Origin of the sequence: Embleya sp. NPDC059213 (assembly GCF_042754445.1) — a bacterium.
Taxonomy (GTDB): Bacteria; Actinomycetota; Actinomycetes; order Streptomycetales; family Streptomycetaceae; genus Embleya.
Map to the genome: position 1 here is coordinate 23066 of NZ_JBHZAV010000075.1, position 22441 is coordinate 45506.

Annotated in this window: 12 protein-coding genes; 5 read left to right on the forward strand and 7 right to left on the reverse strand. The window is 72.7% G+C overall.

The window, feature by feature from the left end; translation table 11 throughout:
• Positions 1 to 125 precede the first annotated feature (125 nt).
• From ACFXMF_RS26070 to ACFXMF_RS26080, 3 genes are all read left to right on the forward strand, one after another.
• Positions 126 to 731 (forward strand): TetR/AcrR family transcriptional regulator, encoded by a 606-nt coding sequence (locus ACFXMF_RS26070; RefSeq protein ID WP_379988491.1) that lies wholly within the window; start codon positions 126 to 128, stop codon positions 729 to 731.
• Between the two features lie 61 nt (positions 732 to 792).
• The gene (locus tag ACFXMF_RS26075; protein ID WP_360313239.1) at positions 793 to 1488 is read left to right on the forward strand and encodes a glycerophosphodiester phosphodiesterase; all 696 of its coding nucleotides are present in this window, start codon (positions 793 to 795) and stop codon (positions 1486 to 1488) included.
• 174 nt (positions 1489 to 1662) lie between these two features.
• Positions 1663 to 1842 (forward strand): hypothetical protein, encoded by a 180-nt coding sequence (locus ACFXMF_RS26080; RefSeq protein WP_360313237.1) that lies wholly within the window; start codon positions 1663 to 1665, stop codon positions 1840 to 1842.
• Positions 1843 to 1871: 29 nt separating this feature from the next.
• On the opposite strand, the gene ACFXMF_RS26085 is transcribed toward ACFXMF_RS26080, so the two are convergent.
• Positions 1872 to 3596, reverse strand: coding sequence for a SulP family inorganic anion transporter (locus ACFXMF_RS26085; RefSeq protein WP_379988490.1), 1725 nt, complete (start codon positions 3594 to 3596; stop codon positions 1872 to 1874).
• A 517-nt stretch (positions 3597 to 4113) separates the two neighbouring features.
• Here ACFXMF_RS26085 and ACFXMF_RS26090 point away from each other — a divergent pair.
• A complete protein-coding gene (locus ACFXMF_RS26090; protein WP_379988489.1) occupies positions 4114 to 4842 on the forward strand; it encodes a hypothetical protein in 729 nt (242 codons plus the stop codon).
• Here the strand turns inward: ACFXMF_RS26090 and ACFXMF_RS26095 are convergent.
• The 3 genes from ACFXMF_RS26095 to ACFXMF_RS26105 all read right to left on the reverse strand — a co-directional run bounded on the left by ACFXMF_RS26095 (position 4731) and on the right by ACFXMF_RS26105 (position 8530).
• Positions 4731 to 6230, reverse strand: coding sequence for an MFS transporter (locus ACFXMF_RS26095; RefSeq protein ID WP_379988488.1), 1500 nt, complete (start codon positions 6228 to 6230; stop codon positions 4731 to 4733). The genes ACFXMF_RS26090 and ACFXMF_RS26095 overlap by 112 nt on opposite strands.
• A gap of 60 nt (positions 6231 to 6290) precedes the next feature.
• Positions 6291 to 6905, reverse strand: coding sequence for a TetR/AcrR family transcriptional regulator (locus ACFXMF_RS26100; RefSeq protein ID WP_360313229.1), 615 nt, complete (start codon positions 6903 to 6905; stop codon positions 6291 to 6293).
• A gap of 137 nt (positions 6906 to 7042) precedes the next feature.
• Positions 7043 to 8530 (reverse strand): MFS transporter, encoded by a 1488-nt coding sequence (locus ACFXMF_RS26105; protein WP_379988487.1) that lies wholly within the window; start codon positions 8528 to 8530, stop codon positions 7043 to 7045.
• A 240-nt stretch (positions 8531 to 8770) separates the two neighbouring features.
• Here ACFXMF_RS26105 and ACFXMF_RS26110 point away from each other — a divergent pair, with 240 nt between their 5' ends.
• Positions 8771 to 10615 (forward strand): protein kinase, encoded by a 1845-nt coding sequence (locus ACFXMF_RS26110; RefSeq protein WP_379988486.1) that lies wholly within the window; start codon positions 8771 to 8773, stop codon positions 10613 to 10615.
• Between the two features lie 84 nt (positions 10616 to 10699).
• Here ACFXMF_RS26110 and ACFXMF_RS26115 read toward each other — a convergent pair whose 3' ends face one another.
• From ACFXMF_RS26115 to ACFXMF_RS26125, 3 genes are read right to left on the reverse strand one after another with little or no spacing between them, the layout of a single operon-like run.
• Positions 10700 to 11878: a hypothetical protein gene (locus ACFXMF_RS26115; RefSeq protein WP_379988484.1), complete on the reverse strand. Its 1179-nt coding sequence runs from the start codon at positions 11876 to 11878 to the stop codon at positions 10700 to 10702.
• Between the two features lie 29 nt (positions 11879 to 11907).
• A complete protein-coding gene (locus ACFXMF_RS26120) occupies positions 11908 to 14496 on the reverse strand; it encodes a right-handed parallel beta-helix repeat-containing protein (protein WP_379988482.1) in 2589 nt (862 codons plus the stop codon).
• Positions 14497 to 14503: 7 nt separating this feature from the next.
• Complete coding sequence (locus ACFXMF_RS26125) at positions 14504 to 22351, reverse strand: hypothetical protein (protein WP_379988481.1); 7848 nt, start codon at positions 22349 to 22351, stop codon at positions 14504 to 14506.
• Positions 22352 to 22441: the final 90 nt, after the last annotated feature.

Consider the following 22441-nt stretch of genomic DNA (forward strand, 5'->3'; position numbering starts at 1 on the left):
TGGGCGTGACGAACCACGGGTGCCGCATGCGCTAAATGGCTCTTCAGTGACGCCATTAACTTAGAAGATGCGTCATTGATGTTGCAAGTAGAGGTGGAATAGCGACTCTGACGTACAGTTCGGGGGTGACTTCCAAGGCAGGCGGGACCAGTGACCGGCCGCGACCGCTGCGAGCGGACGCCGAGCGCACCGTGCGGGCGATCCTGGAGGCGGCCGAACGGGTGCTCAGTGCCAACCCGGCGGCCACGATGGAGCAGATCGCGGAGGCCGCCGGCGTGGCCAGGACGACGGTGCACCGTCGCTTCGCGACCCGCGAGGCGTTGATCGTGGCGATGACCGGGTGGGCCACGCGGCAGTTCCACGACGCGGTGACCGCGGCCCGCCCGGACAACACGCCGCCCGCGGTCGCGCTGTACCAGGTGACCGCGAACGTGCTGCGGGTGAAGATCGCGTGGGGCTTCGCGATGAACGCGCTGCGCACCGACGACCCCGAGGTGGCGCACGTGCACACCGACGTGCTCGATCGCTGCGATCGGCTCTTCCGACGGGCGCGCGAGGTCGGACTGCTGCGCCCGGACGTGGACCTGGACTGGACCCGACGCGTCTACTACGCGCTGATCCACGAGGCCGCGCAGGACGACCGGGGCCAGGACGCGGACGTGCTCGCGACCCGGATCGTGGACACCCTGCTGCACGGATTCGGCCTGTCGGACGGCCCGTCCGCGCGATGAGGTCGGGTCGGCCGACCGACGTGTACGGTGTGCCCGCCGGTCCCCGATCGAGAGGCTTGTCGTGACCCTGGCCGTGGCCCACCGAGGCGACCCCCGGCGCTTTCGGGAGAACACCCTGCCGTCGTTGGCCAGCGCGCTGAACCGGGGCGCGGATCTGGTCGAGATCGACCTGGAGGTCACCCGGGACGGGCATCTGGTGCTGCTGCACGACGCGACGCTGCGTCGGTTGTGGTGGCGCAACGCGCACGTACGCGAACTGACCCTGGCTCAGGTGCGCGAGATCGGCCGGCGCGGGAAGTATCGAGTGCCCAGCTTCGACGAGGCGTTGGAGCTGATCAAGGGCACCAGGGGCGGGTTGATGGTCGACTTCGGCGAGATCGAACTGGCCGAGCCCGCGGTCGAGGCGGTGGCCCGGCACGGGGTGAACGAACAGATCCTGTACGTCGGCGGGCCGGTGGCGATGGGTCGGGTGCGCGAGCACGCGGCGGACGCGCACATCGGGCTCAGCGGCGACTCGTTCGCCCGGGTGCCGGAGCCGGCGGTGTTGCGCGACCTGCGGCCGGAGTACATCAACCTGCGCTGGCGGGCGTACGACGCGGCCTCGGTCGCCCGCTGCCACGCGGACGGGTACGGGGTGAGCGCCTGGACGGTGGACTCGCCGCGGGTGATGCGCCGGTTGCTGGACATGGGGGTGGACATGATCATCAGCAATCGCATCGGTCGGCTGCTCGACGTGCTGGCGGAGCGGCAGGGCTGAGCGGCGGGGCGGCGGGGGAGCCGGCCGAGGGAGCGGGGCGGTGCGCCCGGGCGGCGGGTGGTCGCGGGCGGGTGGCTCGGGCACAGCGGTTACCGTGGCGGGGCAGCCCGGTCGTGCACTTTGGTCGGGTGCTCCGTGCCGACTTCGTACGCCGCCTTGACCCGAGGAAACGTGATGACCGAACCCACCCCGGAGCCCGCCCCGCCCGCCGCCCCCTCGGCGCCGGCGCGGCGGCCTCGGGAGACGCAGAAGCAGACCGAGAAGGGCATCCTGATCTGGCTCTGCTTTTTCCTGTTCGTCACGCACATCATCGGCGGCGTGTTCTGGCTCGCGTTCCACTACCTGGGCGAGTAGCGGCGGGCTGCGGCGGCAGTCGCGCGCCGTCAGTGCGCCGCCGGTTTCGGGCGGTCGGCCCGGACGAGTTCGCGGGCGTGGCCGATCGCGCCGCGGGTGTCGGGGAAGACCAGGTGGTCCCGGCGCAGGTGTTCGGCGATCCGCAGCGCGTCCAGGACCTGATCGTGGTCCGGCTGGACGCCGGAGAGCAGCACGGTGACGCCGCGTGCCTCCAGGTCGGTGATCGCCTCGCCCAGGACGCCGGCGCCGGTCGCGTCGATCGCGGTCACCCGGGACATCCGCAGGATCACCACCTGGACGCCCTGTACCTCGGACAACCGGGTGACCAGGCGGTGGGCGGCGGGGAAGAACAGGGGTCCGTCGAGGCGGAACACGGCGATGCGGCGGTGCGGGTGCGGGGCGGCGGGTGTGGTCTCGGTCTCGGCTGCGATCTCGGCACCGGTCTCGGGTTCGGGTTCGGTTTCGTCGGCCGGTAGCGGGATCGGTTCCAGGCGGGCCGAGCGGGTCACCTGGCGCAGGGCCAGGACCACGGCGAGGCCGATGCCGATCACCACGGCGGTGACCAGGTCCACCGCGACGGTCACCACGAAGGTGACCGCGAGTACGGCGGCGTCGGCGCGGGTGGAGCGGGCGAGTGCGGTCAGCGTGGACACCTGGACCATCCGCACGCACGTGGCCAGCAGTACGCCGGCCAGGGCGGGCAGCGGGATGTGGGAGACCAGGCCGGCCGCGCTGAAGACGATCACCGCGAGCACCAGGGCGTGGGTGAGCGCGGCGAGCCGCGAGGAGGCGCCGGCGCGGACGTTGACGGCGGTGCGGGCGATGGCCGCCGTGGCCGGGACGCCGCCGAACAGGGGGGTGGCCAGGTTGGCGAGGCCCTGGCCGAAGAGTTCGCGATCGGGGTCGTGCCGTTGGCCGGTGGTCATGCCGTCGGCCACGCTTGCGCAGAGCAGCGATTCGAGGCCGGCCAGGGCGGCCACGGCCAGGGCCGACGGCAGCAGCACGACCAGCATCGACGCGTCGAAGAAGGCCAGGGACGGGGCGGGGAGGCCGTTGGGCAGTGCGCCGATGCGGGCCACGTCGAGGGTGGGCAGTGCCTCGGCCAGGAGGGTCGCGGCGGCCACCGCGAGCAGCGAGAAGGGTACGCCCGGCCGCCAACGGGCGCCGACCAGGAGCAGCGCCGCGACGCCCAGGGCCATCGCCGGCGCGTCGGCGTCGGGATGTTCGAGGAAGCGCACGGTGGCGTGTGCGGCGACCTGCCACACCTTCTCGCCCTCGCCCGCCGCGCCCAACGCGGCCGGTACCTGTTGCAGGGCGATCACCACGGCGATGCCCGCGGTGAAGCCCTCGACGACGGGTAACGGCAGGTACTTCGCGGCCCGGCCCAGGCGCAGTACCGCGACCGCGACCAGCAGCACGCCGGCCAGCAGGCCGACCATCAACACCCCCTCGGTGCCGTGCCGTTGCACGACCGGCACCAGTACCACGGTCATCGCCCCGGTCGGTCCGGACACCTGGAGGTTGGATCCGCCGAACACGGCCGCCAACGCCCCCGCGACCACCGCCGTCACCAGCCCGGCCTGCGCCCCGACCCCCGACGCCACCCCGAACGCCAGTGCCAGTGGCAGGGCGACCACCGCGACGGTGAGGCCCGCCAACAGATCGCGCCCCGGTGCACGACGCACCGCCACCAGATCACCGGGCCCCGGGAACAACCCGGCGACCCGCCCCCATCCCCTGAACAACGTTTGCATCAACGGCCCTGACCTCTCGTCAGCCGAGGCGACCCGTACCCGTCGGGCATGCCGAATCGCCGTACCCCGCACATCGGTTCGTGTGCCGCACACCCCGGCCCAGGCCCGGGTGCCCGGCTGCGGGCACCGTCGAACCGCCCTCACACGTGCGGGCGCGGACCCCCGGAGGGGGTCGTGGAAAGTCGGGTGTCGTGTGATCCGTGTCGTCAGGTGGTCCGCATCCGGCGAACGCGCGAATCGCGGCGCGGCCCCATCGCGGGGGCACACTCGCCTCGGGATCGACCCTAGCAAAAACCGATGATCAAAATAACCGATAGTCCTACATCCATCACGTTACGCACCCAACCGGCACGCTACCGCACCCACCGGACGCATCGAACGACCCTCCGGACGTGCGGCATTGCCCGGGATGCGGCGAATCGTGGATGCGGGCGTGGCGGGGGATGCGGTAGGGGTGGGGCGTGAAGATTCCGGTGATGGTGTCGCGGGCCCGGTGCGCGGGGAGGAGATACGAGTCGTGCGCCCCGCGTGCGGGTTGGCGCGCGGGGTGGTACTGGATCTCGACGCGTACCTGGGGGCGTATCCGGACCGGGAGGCAGCTGCGGTGATCGGCGGACTGTGGTTGTTGGCGGCCCGTTCGCCCCGATCGTTGATCCACCTGCCGATGCGGGGCAATCCCCCGCCGGCCGGGGCCTTCGGGGAAGGACGGCGGCTCGACGTGGCGTTGGTGCCTCGGGCGATGCAGTTCGCGCCCTCGCGACGGAAGCAGGTGCGGGCGCGGCTGGACGCGGGCCGGCCGCAGACCGTGGAACCGGCGGGAGTCGGCCCGGGCGAGGGGCCCGACATCGACCATCGGGCGCGGCACCACCGGGAGAACCGTGACCTGTTTCGGCAACACGTGCACGCGGACACGTTGTTCATGACCGGGACCGCAAAGGTGTTCCGGGAAACCGCCGGACGGTTCCTCGATGTGGCCCGCGAGGGGCCCGGGTTCGTGCCCGGGCACCCCAACCATGGGCATTTTTGCACCGAGTTCCACGGGTTGGACAGAATCCCGGCGCCCGGCGCCCGGGAGATCCACGTGGAGTACTGCACCCGGTGGGCCGCCGCGTCCGGACGGCCCGCCGGGTGGGATCACATGTGCACGGCGGGGGCCGTCTTCGAGGCGGGGGCCGGCGCGCCGGGCCGGAAGAGGACGGCGGTGACGAGCAGGCCGATCGCGAAGAACGCGGCGGACCAGCGATAGGCGGTCGCGTAGCTCTCCAGGGCGGCGTGGGCGAAGGCTTCCGGGCTGGGCTGCCGGCCGTCGAGGTAGTCGGATCCCGCCGTGGCGGCCAGTGTGCTCAGCAGCGCGATGCCCACCGAACCACCCACCTGCTGGACGGTGTTGACGGCGGCGGAGGCGACCCCGGCGTCCTCCGCGCGCACGCCGAAGGTGGCCGCGCTCATGCACGGTGCGATCACCAGTCCCACCCCGGCGCCGAAGGCGATCAGGCCGGGCATCAGGTCGCCCGCGTAGCCGCTGTCCAGGTCCAGACGGGTCAGGTAGAGAAGTCCCAGGGCGGCCAGGCCCATTCCGGTCGGCACGATCGGCTTGGGGCCGAATCGGGGGAGCAGTATCACGGTCGCGCTGGTCGCGGTGATCATGATGCCGAACACCATGGGCAGGAACGACAGTCCGGTCCGCACCGGGCTGTAGTGCAGGGTCTGCTGCATGTAGAAGGTCAGGAAGAGGAACATGCCGAACATCCCGGCGCCGGAGATCAGCATGCCCAGCAGTGCGGCACCCCGGTCGCGGTCGACGACCACGCGAAGCGGCAGGAGCGGATTGGCGACGGAGCCCTGGATCCGGACGAAGACGGCCAACAACGCGGCGGCGGCGATCAGGCAGCCGTAGGTGATCGGATCGCTCCAGCCGTCGCTTTCCGCGCGGGAGAAGCCGTAGACGAGCGCGAACAACCCGGCCGAGACGGCCAACGTGCCGGGCAGGTCCAGGCGGGGGCGGTCGGCGGCGGGTTCGTGCCTGCCGAGCAGGAGGAAGCCGCCGACGATCGCGGCACCGGCCAGGATCAGGTTGACGTACAGGCACCAGCGCCAGTCCAGGTGCTGGGTCAGCAGGCCGCCCAGCAGCAGCCCCACGCCACCACCCGCACCGGCCACGGCGCCGAACACGCCGAACGCCTTGGCGCGTTCGCCCGGGTCGGTGAAGGTGGTGGTGAGCAGGGACAGCGCGGCGGGTGCGAGGAGGGCGCCGAACACGCCCTGGAGCGCGCGGGCGGCGACCAGGACCTCGAAGTTGGGCGCGGCGCCACCGGCGGCGGAGGCCAGGGCGAAGCCGAACAGGCCGATCAGGAAGGCGTTTCGGCGACCGAACAGGTCGGCGATCCGGCCGCCGAGCAGGAGCAGGCTGCCGAAGGCGAGGGCGTAGGCGGTGACCACCCATTGGCGGTTGCCGTCGGAGAAGCCCAGGTCCTGCTGGGCGGACGGCAGCGCGATGTTGACGATCGTGGCGTCCAGGACCACGGTGACCTGTGCGAGGGCGATCACCGCGAGGATCAACCAGCGGCGGGGCAGGGCGGCGGGTCCGGTCGGGGTCGGCGATGCGACGGCGGAGGCGGCGGTGCTTTGCGACATGGCGATGCTGCTCCTGTCGGTGGGAGGAGACGCGCGTCGGGGCGGCCGGCGGCCGGCGGGTCAGGGCCGGCGCAGCGCCGGGAGCACGACGGCGTCGATGTAGCGGTGCAGGTATTCCTCGTCGGCGACGCAGCCCTCGACCAGCGGTCGGCCGGTCACCGCGCCGATGAGCAGGTGGGCCAGCAGGCCCGACGCAGGGTTGTCCGGGTCGAGTTCGCCGCGCGCGACGGCCCGGGCGAGCACCTGGTCGAGCACCGCGGACTCGGGCTCGACGATGGTTTCCCGTACGGCCAGGCCCAGTTCGGGGTCGTTCAGGATGGCGTGCGCGACACTCGCGAGCAGCGCGGTGTTGGGCGCGGCGCCGTACGCGATCCGGCGCGCGGTCTCGTACAGGTCCTCGTGCAGCGAACCGGTGTCCAGACCGGCCAGGGAGATTCGTTTGTTGTGCCGCAGCGCCGCCGCGACCAGGCGCGGCTTGCTCTGCCACTGGCGGTACAGGGTCGCCTTGCTGGCCTTGGCCCGCGCGGCGACGGCCTCCATGGTCAGGGCGGCATAGCCCGTCTCGCGGAGCAGGTCGACCGTGGCCACGTAGATCTCGGTCTCGCGCTCGGCGGTCAGCCGGGAACGCCGGTTGGTGGTGGCGGAGTCGGTGGTCCCGGCCGAATCGATGTGCATGCGCGCGTACCCCGGTCAGCGAAACGATGGCGTTTCGATAACCGTAGGGCTCGATCAATCGAAACGCAAGCGTTTCGATGCTTGCGGGAGCCGCTCGGCACGTCGGTGGGGAAAGGGGCCGTGCCGAGCGATGGACGCTACGCGTCGTTCGCCGGGGCGACCGCGCGCGAGCGTGGCGAGAAGAGCACGGCGGTCGCCACCGCGGCGAGGGCGAGCAGCACCCCGGTCCACTCGTACACCGGTGCGAGCCGCGCGCCGACCACCGCCGTCGACGGCTTCATCGGATTCGCCCCCCAGTCGCGGGCACCGGTCAGCCGGAACGCGTCCACCGTTGCCCGGGCCGGCACGGACACCCCGATCACGGCACCCGGTACGCACGCCCCGATCGCCGCCCCCATCCCGGCGCCCACCGCCCGGACGCCGTTCACCGCCACGCTCAGACACGGCCCGACCGCCAACCCGGCGCCGAACCCGATCAGGAGCAGCGCCGGAACCACGTTCGTCGGGTACGCGCTGTCCTGGTCCAGCCCGTACAGCGGCACGAAGCCGACACAGCACAGGCCCAGGGCGAGCGGCACCAGCGTCTTGGCGCCGAAGCGGCGAAGCAGCGGGCCGGCCGCGAGCGGCGCGGTGAGCAGCAACGGCAGCACCAGCGGCAACAATCGCGGCCCCACCTGGGCCGCGGTGAGCCCCGGGCCACCGCTGTGCAGGTACACCGCCACGAAGCGCACCGTCCCCAAGGTGGCGGTGCCGCCCACCGCGAGACCGAGCAACGCCGCGCCGCGATCGCGATTCAGCGGTATCCGCGGCGGCAACAACGCGGTGCCCGCGAGCGCCTGCCGCCGGGCGAACACGACCAGCAGTACACCGCCGACGGCCGGGACGAGCCATGTCGTGCCGGACCCGCCGGGCGACTCGATCCGCAGGCAGCCGTACAACACACAGCCCACGCCCGCCGTCGCGGTGAGCGCGCCCGGCAGGTCGAAGCCCGGGATCCGGGCGCGGGCCGGCTCGGGGTGCCGGGCGAACAGCCGCACCACCGCGAGGGCGAGCACGCCGAGCAGGACCGCCTGGGCGACCGGCAGCGCCCGCCGGTTGTCGTCCCCCAGCGCGCCGGTCACGAGCACGGCCAGGCCGCCGCCCGCAGCGGTGACACCGGCGTACAGGCCCAGTGCCCGGTCGCGTTCGGCGCGCTCCGGGCGGGCCGCCAGGAGCAGGGCCGGGCCGGCGGTGAGCACGAGTGCGCCGAAGCCGCCCTGGAGGGCCCGACCGGCGAACAGCGGGCCCCGGCCGCCGACGGTGCCGACCACGAGCGAGGCGCCGGCCAGGCCGATCAGCCCGACGGTGAACATCCGGCGCGGCCCGACGTGATCGGCGAGCCGGCCGGCCGGCAGCAACAGCGCGCCGAGCGCGAGCAGGTGGGCGCGAGCCGCCCAGAGGACGTCGTCCGGATCGATCCGCAGCTCGGCGGCGGGCGGCACCGGGACGGCGTCCGGCAGCGACGCGGCCAGGACGACGCACACCTGGGCGAGCATGACGACGAGCAACAACCACCGGCGGTACGCGCCGGTCGGGCCGACTACGGGGGACGCGGCGGGTGGGCCGACGGTGCGGTCGAGTGCCATGACGCCTTCCGGCTGTGGCCGACAGGACTGGACGAGACGACGCACGACGGTCGCCGGACCGAACCGCGACCGGCCCGGCCGGTGGGCCGGGGCTTCGAACCGTGCGCCGTGCGTCGGGAGCGCTCCGTGCTTCCCCGGTTGCGACGAGTCTCGGCCGCCGTCCGGTTCCCGGCGAGGGATCTGCCCACGATCCGGCCGCCGATTGCCGCGATGGGAGTCCGGATTTATAGGGTGTGCCGCATGACCCCGGGTATACCTGGCAGACGCGTTGTCGACGGCCGCTTCGAGTTGCTGGAGCGGCTCGGTGGTGGCGGCATGGGCCTGGTCTGGCGGGCTCGCGATCTGGCGCTGGAACGCGAGGTGGCGCTCAAGGAGGTCCGGCCGCCCGATCCGGCGCTGTTGGAGGACGACCCGACCGCCGCGCGGATGTTGCGCGAGCGGGTGCTGCGCGAGGCCAGGTCGTTGGCCCGGCTGAATCACCCCAACGTGGTGACGATCCATCACATCGTGGACGCCGCCGAGGTTCCGCACCCGTGGCTGGTGATGGAACTGGTGCCCGGAGGCTCGCTGCACGACCGGCTGATCCACGGCCCGATCGCCCCCGCCGAGGCCGCCGCGATCGGGCGGGGCGTGTTGTCCGCGCTCGCCGCCGCGCACGCCGCCGGGATCCACCACCGCGACGTCAAGCCCGGCAACGTGCTGCTGCGCGGCGACGGCAGCCCGGTGTTGACCGACTTCGGCATCGCCGCGCTGCGCGAATCGACCAGTCTGACCGCCACCGGCGACCTGATCGGCTCGCCCGAGTACATCGCACCCGAGCGCATCCGCGGCGAGGAGGACAACACCGCGTCCGACCTGTGGTCGCTCGGGATGATGTTGTACGTCGCGGTGGAGGGGCAACATCCGCTGCGCCGGGCGACCAGCCTGGCCACGCTCGCCGCGGTGCTGACCGAGACGGTGCCGCCGGCGAGCCGCGCCGGCGCGCTGGCCCCGGTCCTGGACGCGTTGCTGGTCCGTGACCCCGCGGCCCGCCCGGACGCGGCGCAACTGGACCGGCTGTTGGCCGAAGCGGCCGGTGCGCCGACCGGGCGGCCCACCTCGCAGCACACCACGTCGGCGCTGCCGGTCGCGGACGCCCTCGCCTGGCAGCCGGCCGACCTCGGCGGCGGTCGCGCGGCGGCGGGCGGACCGGCGACGGGCGGACGGACGGCGGCCGGACGGGCCGAGGACGGCCCGGCCTGGTCGGGCGCGGACCGGGTCGGCCCGCAGACGAACTCCGGTACGGGGCAGGCGTCCTCGACCCCGCCACCACCGTCCGCCCCGCCCTCCTCGCACTACGGCACCCCGTTCACCCCGGCCGAACCCCCGTCACCGGACCTGGCCCGGGCGCGCCGCACCCGGATCATCGCCGGCTCGGCGGTCGGCACCGCCCTGGTCGGCACGTTGGTCGCGGTGATCCTCGTGTCCCAGTTCCGCGACTCGGGCTCGGATGCGGACCACACGTCGGCCGGCGCCGGCAAGCCGGGCACGAGCAGCCCGAGCCCGACCAGGTCGGCGGACCGGCCGGGGATCCCGGTCGACGAGGACGTGGATTCGACCCCGACCCGGCCGTCGGCTTCGCGTACCACCAAGCCCCCGACGGAAACGGCGAACCTGCTCACCCCGGCCGCCGTCCGCGAAGTGATCACCGCGATGACCCCGACCATCGGGGGCACCAAGGTCAAGAAGTTCACCGTCCACGACAAGTTCGCCTCGGTGGACGCGCCGGTGGCCGGCGACGCCCGCCTGTACGACCGCTTCACCTACCGCGACGGCGCCACCACGAAGGACAAGGGATTCGGGAGCACCGACCGCGACGACAGGACCTTCGACCTCGCGAAGGTCAACTGGGACGCGCTCCCGGCCCTGATCGCCAAGGCCGACAAGGAACTGGGCATCAGCACGCCCAAGACCCGCTACATGATCGTGGACCTCGGGCTGAGCGACCGGGTGCCCGCGCTGAAGATCTACGTGAGCGACGACTACGGGTCCGGCTATCTGCGGGCCGACCTGGACGGCAAGGTCGTCAAGATGTACCCGCGCTGAGCAAACCGCCCACCGCGCGCGATTGCCCACCACGTGCGACCGGCCGGGTCGCGAACGACCCGGCCGGCGCGGATCGTGCTCGAATCAGCGGTCGTAGCAGAGCACTCGCGCCTGGCCCGCCGCCAGGTGCGCGTAGGTCTTGTCCGGGCCGACCCAGTCCTCGCCCCGGTTGACCATCCGCAGCACGACCTTGCCGTCCTTGACCGGCAGGCTCACGCCCTGGATCCAGGCCCCGCGGTGCGAGGTCTGGTCGACGGTGAAAGTGGAACGCACCGGCGCGGAGCTGCTGTCGGTGTCCAGCACCTGGTAGAACGCGGGCTTGCCGGCCGCGTCCCGCCAGGTCGAGCCGCCGGGCACGTACACCTGCACCGAGCAACTCTTGGCCTTGGCACCGGCGTTCCAGGTCCACACGGCGGCGACGGTGGAGTCGTCCTTGGTCTTGGAGCCGGACATCGGGATCGCCCAGAAGTCGTCCCCGCACCCCGCCGTGCCCAGACCGCCGCTGCCGACCTTGTACCAACCCTCCTTGCCGTCGCTGTACTGGCCCTGCACCCGGAACCCGGCGCCCGAGTTCGAGCAACCCAGGCCGGCGTAGCCGTTGTAGACCTGCTGCGGGCCCTGGGCCGGCGCGACCGGCGGCTTGGCGGGGGAGGTCGGCGGCGCGACGGGCGGCCGGCCGGGCGTGCTGCCGGTGGTACCGCCGCTTGCGCCGCCGGTCGTCGGATTGCCCGGGACGGATCCGCCGCCGGGGGTGCCGGTGCCGCCGGGTGTGCCGCCGCCGGCGCCCCCGCCGACCGCGCCGCCGCCCCCACCCGCGGCGCCGCCGCCGGAGCCGTTGTTGTACTGCACCGAACCACCGGTGCCGGTGCCCGAACCACCGGCCGGCGGGTAGCCGACCGGGGCGCCGCCGGGCGGGCCCTGCGGGACGGGTGTGCCGTCCGGGCCGACCGGGACTCCCTCGACGGGCGCCGGTTCGGCGCTGCCCGGGGTGCCCCAACCGGCGGGCGTGCCGGGCAGCGCGGCGTTCGCCGCGACGTGCGCGAGATCGCGGCGCGGGTGCGAGGCCGCGCTCGGGGCGGCCAGTAGCGGCACCAGCACGATGACGCCGGTGGTCAGCGCCGCGGCGCCGCCGATCGTGCCCCAGACCCGGGCGCCGGGCACCGGGCCGCGGGCACCGGTGCCGGGCCGGCGGGCGAAGGTGGCCGCGAAGCCGTTCTGGTCGTCGGACGAACCACCGTTGCGTGGGCGGTTGTTGGCGGACACGAGGTCTCCAGGTGTTGGGGGGACGGTGCTCACGCGGTGGCGCCCGCGAGGGACGCGGGCAGATCCGCGACCTCCAGGGCGATCAGTTGCGCCGCGTCGGGGTTGTCGAGTTCGGCGACCCGGCCGGCCTGACGTTCCGTCATCTCCTGGAACGCCTGCCGGGCCGAGCGCCCGTTGCCGAAGCCGCCGCCGCGGGTCATTCCAGCGAACAGGGCGAGCAGTTCGGCGCGTGCGGCGGGGCTCAGTTCGTAGCGGTGCCGCTCCGCCTGGTGCTCGACGATGGCCACGAGCTGCTCGGCGTCGTAGTCCTCGAACAACAGGGTCCGGGTGAACCGGGAGGCCAGGCCCGGGTTGGAGGACACGAATCGGTCCATGTCGTCGGGATAGCCCGCGGCGATCACCACGACGTCGTCGCGGTGATCCTCCATCAGCTTCACCAACGTGGCGATCGCCTCGGAGCCGAAGTCGTTGCCGCCGGCGAGCGGGGAGAGCGAATACGCCTCGTCGATGAACAACACGCCGCCGATCGCCCGGTTGAACGCGGCGGCGGTCTTGGGCCCGGTGTGGCCGACGTACTCGCCGACCAGCGCGCTGCGGTCGACCTCGACCAGGTGGCCGTGGCCGAGCAGGCCGAGCGCCTTGAGCAGCCGGCCGTACAGCCGGGCCACCGTGGTCTTGCCGGTCCCCGGGTTGCCCGCGAAGACCAGATGCCGGCTCAGCGGCGGCGCGGGCAACCCGGCCTCGACCCGGAGCCGGACCGTCTGCATCAGCTTGGCCATCGACGCGACATCGCGCTTGACGCCGTCCAGGCCGACCAGTTCGCCCAACTCGGCGAGCAGGTCGGGCAGGCTCTCCTCGACCACGTCGGGCAGTTCCGGGGCGGGCACACCGGCGCCGACACTCGGCGCGGCGCCCGCGGTGCCGGCGGTCGCGGGCCGCGCGGCGGCGACCCCGCCGAGCGCCGGGTCGCAGTCGTCGAACACCGGCGCGGCCTCCGGCTCGGTGCTCAGCTCCTCGGTGCACTCGCGCACCCGGCAGCGGCGGAACAGCGGATCCGCGCCGCCGCCCACGTGCAGCGCGGCGTAACCGGCGCCGATCACATCGCAGCCGGTGTAGGTGCCGCCGGCCTGCTCGGCGACGTACACGCCGTTCTTGCCCGGCCGTTCGATCCGCAGGCCGTGCACATTCGGCCGGGCGCCGGTCCACACCACCAGGCCCGAGCCGGTGCAGTCCTCGATCGAGCCACCGGCCAAGTCGGCCCGCGAACCCGCGTCGAACACGATGCCCGCGGCCCCCGCGCCGGTGACCCGGTTGCCGGCCAACTCGGCGACGCCCTCGCCGGTGACCTCGATCCCGGTGCGCCCGGCCGCGCGCACCGTGCACCCGGACACCTTCGATCCGGTCGGCGAACCGATCCCGATCCCGGTCGCGGTGTCTGCGACCAGGCAGCCGGAGAGCGCCGCGGAGGACCGGCCGGTGACCGCGATCCCGGTCATCGCCGCGGCCGAGACCGTACAGTCGGTCAGCTCGGCCCGAGCGGTGTCCGCGGTGTGCACGCCGTGTTCGGGGGTGCCCTGGACGCGGCAGTCGGCCAACTTGAGCACGGCGGTGCCGGCGGCGTGGACCGCACCGAAACCGGAGTCGAGGATGCGACAGTCGGTCAGGTCGGCGCCCGCGCCCTCGGTGAGCAACACACCGTTGGTCGCCGACCGGCGCACCGCGCAACCGTGCGCGACCACCCGCGCGGTGCCGTCGAGCACGATGCCGGCCGCGGCGGCGTCCAGGATCCGGCAGTCGGTCAACTCGGCCCGGGCACTGCCGCCGAGCCGAATGCCGGCCGCGCCCGGCGCACTGACCCGACTCTCACCGGCCACCGCCGAGGAGGCGTCCTCCAACAGCAGCCCGACCCGCCCGCAACCGCCCAGCACCGAATCGGTCAGCCGCAACATCGCCCGCCCGCGCAGCCGGATCCCCGAGCCGGAGGTGGCGTCCAGGCGCAGTCGGGCGATGCCCACCCGCGCGCTGCCCGACACCACGATCCCGGTGCCCTCGACGGCGCTCACCTCGACGTCCTCGACCCGGGCCCGCGCGTCCCCGGACACATGCAGACCCGCGAGCCGGGTGCCGGTGATCCGTGTGCCGGTGAGCAGCAGCGCCGAGGTGGTGCCGCCGGCCGTCGGCGGCGCGTCCAGGTCCGGATCGCCGCCGTCCTCCGCGTCCCGATCGGGCCCGCCGCGCACCTCGATCCGACCGCCGGTGACCACGCAGTCGGCCAGGATCAGGCCCGCGCCCGGCCCCACGCTCACCGCCGGCGCCTCGGTGCCCGCCCCGCGCAGACCCAGTCCGCGCACCACGCAGTCCGCCGCCTCGACGGTGACCGCCGGGCCGTCGGCACTCGCGGTCAACACCACCTCGCCGCCGCCGGGCTCGGGACACAGCGTCACCGACCGGGCCAGCACCAGCGATTCGGTGTAGTGGCCCGCCGCGATCAGCACGGTCGCGCCGGGGCCGGCGGCGCGGACCGCGTCCGCGATCCGGCGATGCGTGCCCCGGCCCTTGGCGGCCACCCGGACGGCCGGCGGGGTGGAGCCGCCCGTGTGATGTTCGACGCTCGACATCTGTGCGCTACGCATCCTTCTGCTGGTACCAATCCGGGTTCATTCCCGCGCGCACCTGGGGCAGCAGCCACCCGTTGAACATCTTCTCGCCGATCTTGAAACCGATGTTGAGCAGGAACTCGCTGACGCCCGCGCGGTGGAAGAACCGACCGCCGGCCGCGTTGAGGAAACCGATCCGGGCGAGCGAGACGCTGCCGGTGCTGACCACGCCGGACAACGAGGCGATCGCGCCGTCGCCGAACGCCTCCCAGCCGGAGAGCTTGTGGGTGAGGCCGTCGGCGCCCTTGATGCCGAACACGCTCGCGTTGATGCTGCCGTTGACCAACCCGGCCAGCAGGCCGACGCCGGCGTTGTAGTTGAAGTCGTAGATGCCGCTGCGCCAGCGCAACGCGGTCTCGTTGCCCGCCCACTCGTTGGCCCACGTCTTGTCGTGGTTGCCCGGCCGGCGGTTCCAGTGCTTGCCGCCGTCGATGTTGCCGTAGCCGCTCTTGAGGTCGCCGAGCTTGCGGAAGCCGTCCCACTTGTTCTCGTGCACGAAGGCGCCCACGCCGCCCTTGACCACGCCGCCGACGGCCGCGTTCAGCGCCGCCTTCTGCCAGTCGGTCTCGGACAGGCTCTTGCCCTGGGCCCTGGCGTTGATGTCGGCGACGATGATGTTCGCGGTGAACTCGATGGCGAACTCCTGGGCGAACTCCACCGCGAGCTTCTTGCCCAGCACTGTCCCACCGCCCTGGTAGGCGGCCTCGGCCAGGTGGATCGAGCCGGTCGTCGGGATGCCCGGGATGCCGGTCAGCGCGGTGCGGAACTGCGTCGCGTCGATGCCGGTCAGGTGGCCCGTCCACGGCATGCGCTGACCCTCGCGGATGCGCCGCACCCAGCCGCGCACCTCGGTCACCTGGCCGCGGAAGTCGTACTCGCTGCCGACCACCCGCCACCGGTTCAGCGAGTCGGTGGTGATCACCGCGCCGCCGTCGGTACGCCGGGCCAGGAGGTGGCCCTCCCCGTCGTAGCGCCGCCATTGGCCGCGCCACGCGTCCCGTTCCAGGAAGTGCCCGTCGGCGGTGGCCGTTCGGGTGCGCACGGCGGTGCCGTGGTCGAACTCCGTCCAGGTGGCGGTGTTCGGCGAGGTGGCCCCGCCCGGTCCGTACTCGCGCACCCGGGCCGGCGCGTCGGTGATGTGCGGCGGCGTCTCGCGGATCACCAACGTCTCGCCCGGGGTGGTGGGCACGAGCCGGTCGCGGAAGAGCAGGTTCTTGCCGTCGAGCGGGGTCGCCTGCCACGCACCGGCACCCTCGGCCGCCTTCGGGTTCCACCACACCCGTTCGTGGGTGCCCGCGGTCGCCGGCGGGAGGGGATTGCCCGCCCGGTCGAACTTCTGCCACCTCCAGGCGTCGGCACCCGGTGCCTGCCACGCGTCGACATAGCGGCCGCTGTCGAGCATGCGCCGCTCGCGGACCAGGTTGTTTCCCGCGTCGAAGTCCCGGAACGAGTCGTCGAAGGGCAGCTTGGGGTCGTCCGAGCTGCGGAACAACACCCGCTTGCCGGACTCCTGTACCCGACCGGCGTCGTCGAGCCGTTGCCATGTCCAGGTCTTCGCCGTCGACGAGCCGTGCGCGACGATGGTGATCTCGTTGCCCGCGGCGAGCGTCCAGCTGTCCCGGCGGCCGGCCACGTAACCGTGGGCGTCGTACTCGACCCAGTTGCTGCGCGGGTTGGGGGCGACCGGAGTCTGGGGGGCGGCCGCGCCGGGGGCTCCGTGGACGGGCTGCTCCGGCGTGGCGTAGTGGCGGACGTTGCCGTTCTCGAAGCCCTCGCGAACCATCTCCCAGTGGGTGATGGCGCCGTCCGCGTTCGTCACCGGCCGGAGGTCCTGCCAGTTGCGCCCGTCGGGCCCGCCCGGGGTGTCCAGGCGGTAGCCGGTGACGCCGTCCCGGTTCCACGGGGTGGTCCCGGCGGGGGCGTTCGCGTGCGGTGTCACCGAATCGCCGGCCTTGAGCGTCGTTCCGTCGGCCAACTTGGTCTGCGAGCGGGCGAAGGTGCCGTCGGCCAGGGTGTCGAAGGAACTGCCGTCGTCGCCGACGAAGCGCACGCCGTTGCTGTGCGGGACCAGGTTTCCGGTCGCGTCGGGGGCCGATTTCTCCCAGGTGAACACCTGATAGCGGGTGTCCGAGGCGAGGAAGGCGTGATTGCCCGTCGGTTCGGTGCGGTGGTCGCTCAGCCACTTGCGGGCCCAGTTCGGCGGGCGCTGCTCGGAGATCCGGTTCGTGGTGAACGTCGAACCGTCCGCCTTGACCTCGTGCTTGCCGGTCTCCTTGCCCTGCGGCGACAGCTCGTCCCAGGACGCCTTGCGGATGCCGGCGCCGTCCAGCGGGTGTTCGAGGTAGTGCCGGGCGTGGTCGGTCCGGTGCATCGGACCCCACTGCTTCTGGACCAGCTCCCCGGCTTGGGTGCCGGCTCCCGGCCCGTGCCGGTCGCTCCAGCCGCCGTCCCAGTGCGAGGTGCGCGGACCGTTGGCCAACTCGTTGCCGGCGCCGTCGTAGCGGTGCCAGGTCCAGCCGTCGGTGCCCTTGACACCGAGGGTGTGTCCGGCCCGGCCGTCGAACTTCTGGAGGGTGTCCCGGAATTCGCGCACCACGACGAAGTGCTCGTTGACGTCGGTGTAGCCGAAGCCCGACGTGTCGAACTTGCGCGAGCCCTGACCGAGTGGGGTGCCGTCGGCACCCCACTCGATCCATTTGGTGCGATGGCTGAAGGTGCCGAAGCCGCTGAGGTCGGTGCGCCGGAACGCGTCGAGCGTGCTCCCGCCGGGCAACATCCGGCGCTCGAAGATCGTCACCTGGTCGGGCGAACTCGACTTCAGCCGCAGCCCGCCGTTGGCCGCGCCGCTCGTGTCCACGGTGCCGCGCTGGAACTCGTTGCGGGTGAAGGGGTCGCCGGGGGAGTCGGGGTGGAACTCCTGGCGCCAGGTCGGCGTCGGAGTGCTGTGGTCGACGACGTACTGGTGCTTGGTCATCCGACCGTCGTCGAGCACGTTGAAGCCCTCGCGGCTGACCGTGCCGTTCGTGCCGAACTCGTGGAACTCGCCGTGTCGCGGGGTGTTCGGGTGTACGACGTCCACCCGGTAGCCGGTGTGGGTGCCGTCGGCGTCCGTGAGCCGGGTGAGCCGTTGCTCTGCGGGGAGCGGGTTGCCGTGCAGGTCGGTGAGGGTGTCGCCGACCGCGAACGGGCCTTGGCCGGCGCGGCCCAGCCTGGTGCCGTGTTCGAAGGTGTTGTTGGCGGTGTCGTAGCGGAACGAGTGGCCGGTGGCCGGGTCGGTGACGCGGTAGCCGTTGTCGACGACGGTGATGGCGCGGTCGGTGACCCTGGCGCCGTTTGCGTCGGTGAGGACCCGGCCGGCGCCCTCGCCGACCACGAAGCGGGCTTCGCCGGGGCCGCCGACGGCGATGCCGTGTTCGACCACCGCGCCGTTGGCACTGTGCAGGGTGGACTCGCTCGTACGCGTGTTGATCACCCGGAAGCCCTGGTCGGTGACCGTGGCGGTGTGGTGGGGTATCGGCGCGCCGAGCGTGTCGGTGAGGTGGCGGTGGTCGCCGCTGCCGACCAGGAAGCGGGGTTCGCCGGTGCCGCCCAGGACGATGCCGTGTTCGGCGACCCACCCGTCCGCGGTGTAGCGGGTGCTGTGGGTGCCGCCCGTTTCGGTGACCCGATAGCCGCCGCCGGTGAGCGGGTTGACCTCGACATTGGGGACGTGGGCACCCTGCGCGTTGGTGAGCACGTGGCCGGTTCCGCTGTTCACGATGAAGTGCGGCTCGCCGACCTCGGTCAGGGCCAACCCCCGCTCGACCGCGACGCCGTTGCCGTCGTAGCGGACGGAGTGGCCGGTGGCCGGGTCGGTGACGCGGTAGCCGCCGGTGAGATCGGCCAGGTCGTGGGTGGAGGTCGGCTTGCCGTGTACGTCGGTGAGGACCGGGGGGCGGCCGTCGCGGAAGACCACGAAGTGCGTGTCGCCGGAACCGGTGAGGGCGATGCCGTGTTCGGCGACGGAGCCGTCGGCCCGGTAGCGGGTGGTTTGTCCGCTGTTCGGTTCGGTGATGCGGTGGCCGCCGTTGGTGGTGGAGGTCACCTCGACGTCGGTGATCCTGGTGCCGTGCACGTCGGTCAGTACGGGGCCGTGTTCGCCCCGGACGACGAAGTGCGCGTTGTCGGTGCTCTGGAGGGCGATGCCGTGTTCGAGGATGGTTCCGTCGCCGCCGTACCGGATGGAGCGGCCGGTGGTGGTGTCGGTGACTCGGAAACCGTTGTCGAGGGTGGTGACCGCGGTGCCGCTGACGGGCTTGCCGTGGGTGTCCGTCAGCACCGGGTTGCGTCCTTCGCGCGGGACCACGATCCGGGTGTCGCCGAGTCCTTCGAGGGCGATGCCGTGTTCGGCGACGGAGCCGTCGGCCCGGTAGCGGGTGGTTTGTCCGCTGTTCGGTTCGGTGATGCGGTGGCCGCCGTTGGTGGTGGAGGTCACCTCGACGTCGGTGATCCTGGTGCCGTGCACGTCGGTCAGTACGGGGCCGTGTTCGCCCCGGACGACGAAGTGCGCGTTGTCGGTGCCGTGCAGGACGATGCCGCGGTCGGCGACCCGGCCGTCCGTGCCGTAGCGGACGGAACTGCCCGTGGCGGGATCGGTGACCCGGTAGCCGCCGTCGAACGAGGCGAAGGTGTGGTCGGTGATCGGCTCGCCGTGGGCGTTGGTAAGCACCGGAGGTCGTGCGTCGCTGTGCACCACGACGTGGGGTGCGATGGTACTGCGAAGGGCGATGCCCCGGTCGACGACGGCCCCGTTGGTGCCGTAGCGGACGGTGTGGCCGCCGGTGGTCTCGGTGACCCGGTAGCCGCCGCCCACCACCGTGACCTCGACGCCGGTGACGGGGGTCCCGTGCACGTCGGTCAAAACCGGCCGGCCGGCGCCGTCGTCGACGATGAACCGGGGCTCGTTCGGCGAGTGCAGCGCGAGGCCCTCGTCGAGGACATGCCCGTCGTTGCCGTACCGGATGGAGCGGCCGGTGGCGGGATCGGTGGTCCGGTAGCCGTCGTTCACCGGTATGTGTACGACCGCACCCTCGGGCAAGGTCGCGCCGGGACCGACGTGCGGGGCGATGTTCGGGTTCGGCGGCACGACACTCCCGGCGGCCGACGTCGGCGGCAGCGTGCCGCCGCTGCTGCCGCCGCCGAGGTCGTGGTGGCTGCCGCCGACCAGTCGCGGGCGCTCCAGCAGGCTTTGCGCCCGGAGTTCGGCCATGCCCTTGTCGATCCGGGCCGGATCCACGCCGAGCGAGTCCAGCCGGGTGAGCGCGGTCTCCACCTTCGTCGAGGCCGTCTCCACCGCGATTCCGGCGTTGCGCTCGTACACGGATGGTGTGGACGGCCCGTCGGGGCGGATTCTCAGGTCGTGCAACACCTGCTGGGCCCGGCCCAGTTCGTTCCGCGCCGAGGTCAGGTCGCGCCATGCCTCGACCCGGTCGGCCCACTGCGGATGGTCGGCCCTGCCGAACAAGGCGCCGATCCGGTCCGACTCGCGCTGCCACAGCTGTTCCAACTGGGCACCGGTGAGCCGGTTGGACGGGCCGGTCAGGCCGTTGCCGGGCGCCGTGGGCGGTGCGACGGCCACCTGGTTCGCGTTCGGCGTGCCGGGGCGCAACTCGGCGCCGCCGCCCGGGCCGTGCGGCGGCGGGACCGGCGGCAGCGCGCCCGCGTCGGCCGGTGAGCCCGAGCGCAGCGGCGTCTTCGGGCCGTGGTCGAGCAGGTTGAGCGCGTTCCCGGCGTGGTCGGGGACCGGCGCCGTCGGCGGCGGGCCGCCCGCGAGCGCGGTCGGGCTCGGTGCGGACGGGTTCGCCGACGAGCCGAACTCGGTCGGCCTGAACTCCACATGCGGGCCGGGGGCGCCGTGGCCGGGCAGACCCGGGCCGGCCAGGCCGTGGTTGGTCAGCCCGTGGTTGGTCAGGCCCGACGTGGTCGGGTTCGGCGCCGGCAGGGCGTGGCCGGCCGCGCCGACGGCGGGCAGACCCGGCGTGGTCAGTCCGTGGTTCAGGCTCGGGTTGACCACGTGCCCGATGCCGGTGGCGCCGCTCGGGAGGTTGCCGGTGAGTGCGGACGGCAGGTTCAGGCGCTGCGTGCCGCCGTTGTGCACCAGGTCGAGCGCGGACAGCGAGGTCGGCGACGGGGTGTGCGTGACGCTCGGGAGCGCGGACGGGGTGGGCAGCGCGTGCACCGCGCCAGCCGCGCCGGTGGTCGGGGAGAGTTGTCCGACCGAGTGGACCGCGTTGAGCTCCAGCCGACCGCTGTTCGCCGGCGTCGGCAGTTTGGCCCAGTCGCCGATCTGCACCATCCGCATGTCCCGCGCGCCCAGGTCCACGAGCGCGTCCATCCGGCGCACCGCGTCCGGGGCGAACTGCATCACCTCGCCCAGGGAGGCGGGGACGTGCAGACCGCCGGGGGAGGTGACGGTCAGGTTCGTCGTCGGCAGGTCGAGCGCGTTCATCCGCAATTCGTTGGCACCGAACCCGGACCAGTCACCGGCCCGGATCCGGGCCAGGTCGCCCACCGGCATCTCGGGCAGCGCGCCCACCCCGTGCAGCGGCGGCGTCGGGATCTGGCTCAGGCCGCGCCCACCCGCGCTCAGCAGCGGCGAGGCGAAGCGGAACTTGCCCAGCACACCGCGCTCGTAGAAGCCGATCTGCAACGCGCGCTTGAGGCCGAACCGGCTGATCTCGGCCGCGTCGACCGGCAGGATCAACCGCAGCCACTTGCTGCCGCCGAGTTCGGACTTGAGGAACTTCCAGGTGCTGCCCGCGGCTCCCTTGATCATGCCGGGCAGGCCGCGGAACAGGGCCGGTATCGCCTTGAAGCCCTGGACCACCGCGAGGCCGCCCTTGGTGAACGCGCCGGCGGCCCACGACGGGAACTTCAGCACCGCCCCACCCACCCACAGGGCACCCGATTTGACCCAGCCGCCCGCGAGTCGGGCGAAGTCCTTCAGGCCCGGGATGAAGGCGAACGAACGGAACGCGCCCGCGCCGAAAGCACCCTTGAGGGCACCCCACGCGCCCTGGACGAAGCCCTTGAGGCCCTTGTCCCAGATGAACTTCGCGCCGTCCTTGAACAGCTTGAGCAGGTTCAGGCCCTTGGTGGTCGGCGCGATCATCCCCAGGCCCGCCAGGAACAGATCGAGCAGCCCGGCCTTGCCGTTCGCGACGTCCACCGCGGTCTTGACGAACAGGACCAGGTTGATCCCGATCGCGAGCAGGGCCAACGGGCCGCCCAACAGCAGCGCGGGCAGGATCAGGATGATCGCCAGCCAGTTGAACGCCTCCCAGAACAGGTCGCAGCCCGAGACCGGCTGCTTGATCCCGGTCGCCGAGCTGTTGAGCACCTTCGCGGCGGTCTCGGCCTGGGTGCGCAGGATGGTGCCCGCGGCGCGCGCGGTCTTCCCGTGCTCGGCGCGCTGTGGGTCCTCCGGGGCCAGGTCCCGACCGGTGGTCAAGGCCGCGTCTGCGGTCCTTTGTTGCTCTCGCATCGTGTCCGCGTACGGGCGCAGCGCCTTGGCCGAGTTCTCGAACGCGTCGGCGATGCTGGTCACGAACTCGCGGAGCGGGCCGCTGATCTTGTCCCGCAGCGCGTCGGCGGTCTGCCCGACGAAGGCGCCCTTGCCGGTCTTGTCCAGAACCGAGTTCAACGCCTCGTCGATCTCGCGGGCGACCCGCCCCAGGCTCTCCATCGAGGTGATCAGCGTGTCCAGCCGAACGGGGTCGCCCGGGGTGGGATCGGTACTCAGGCCGATCGCGTTCCAGTCGGTGGGGCGATTGCCCATGACCCGTCGTCTCCTCGCCGTGCTCGCCGGACCTCGCTCGGACCACGACCCACAAACACGTTCGGTTACACACGAGGACAAGAGAAACTT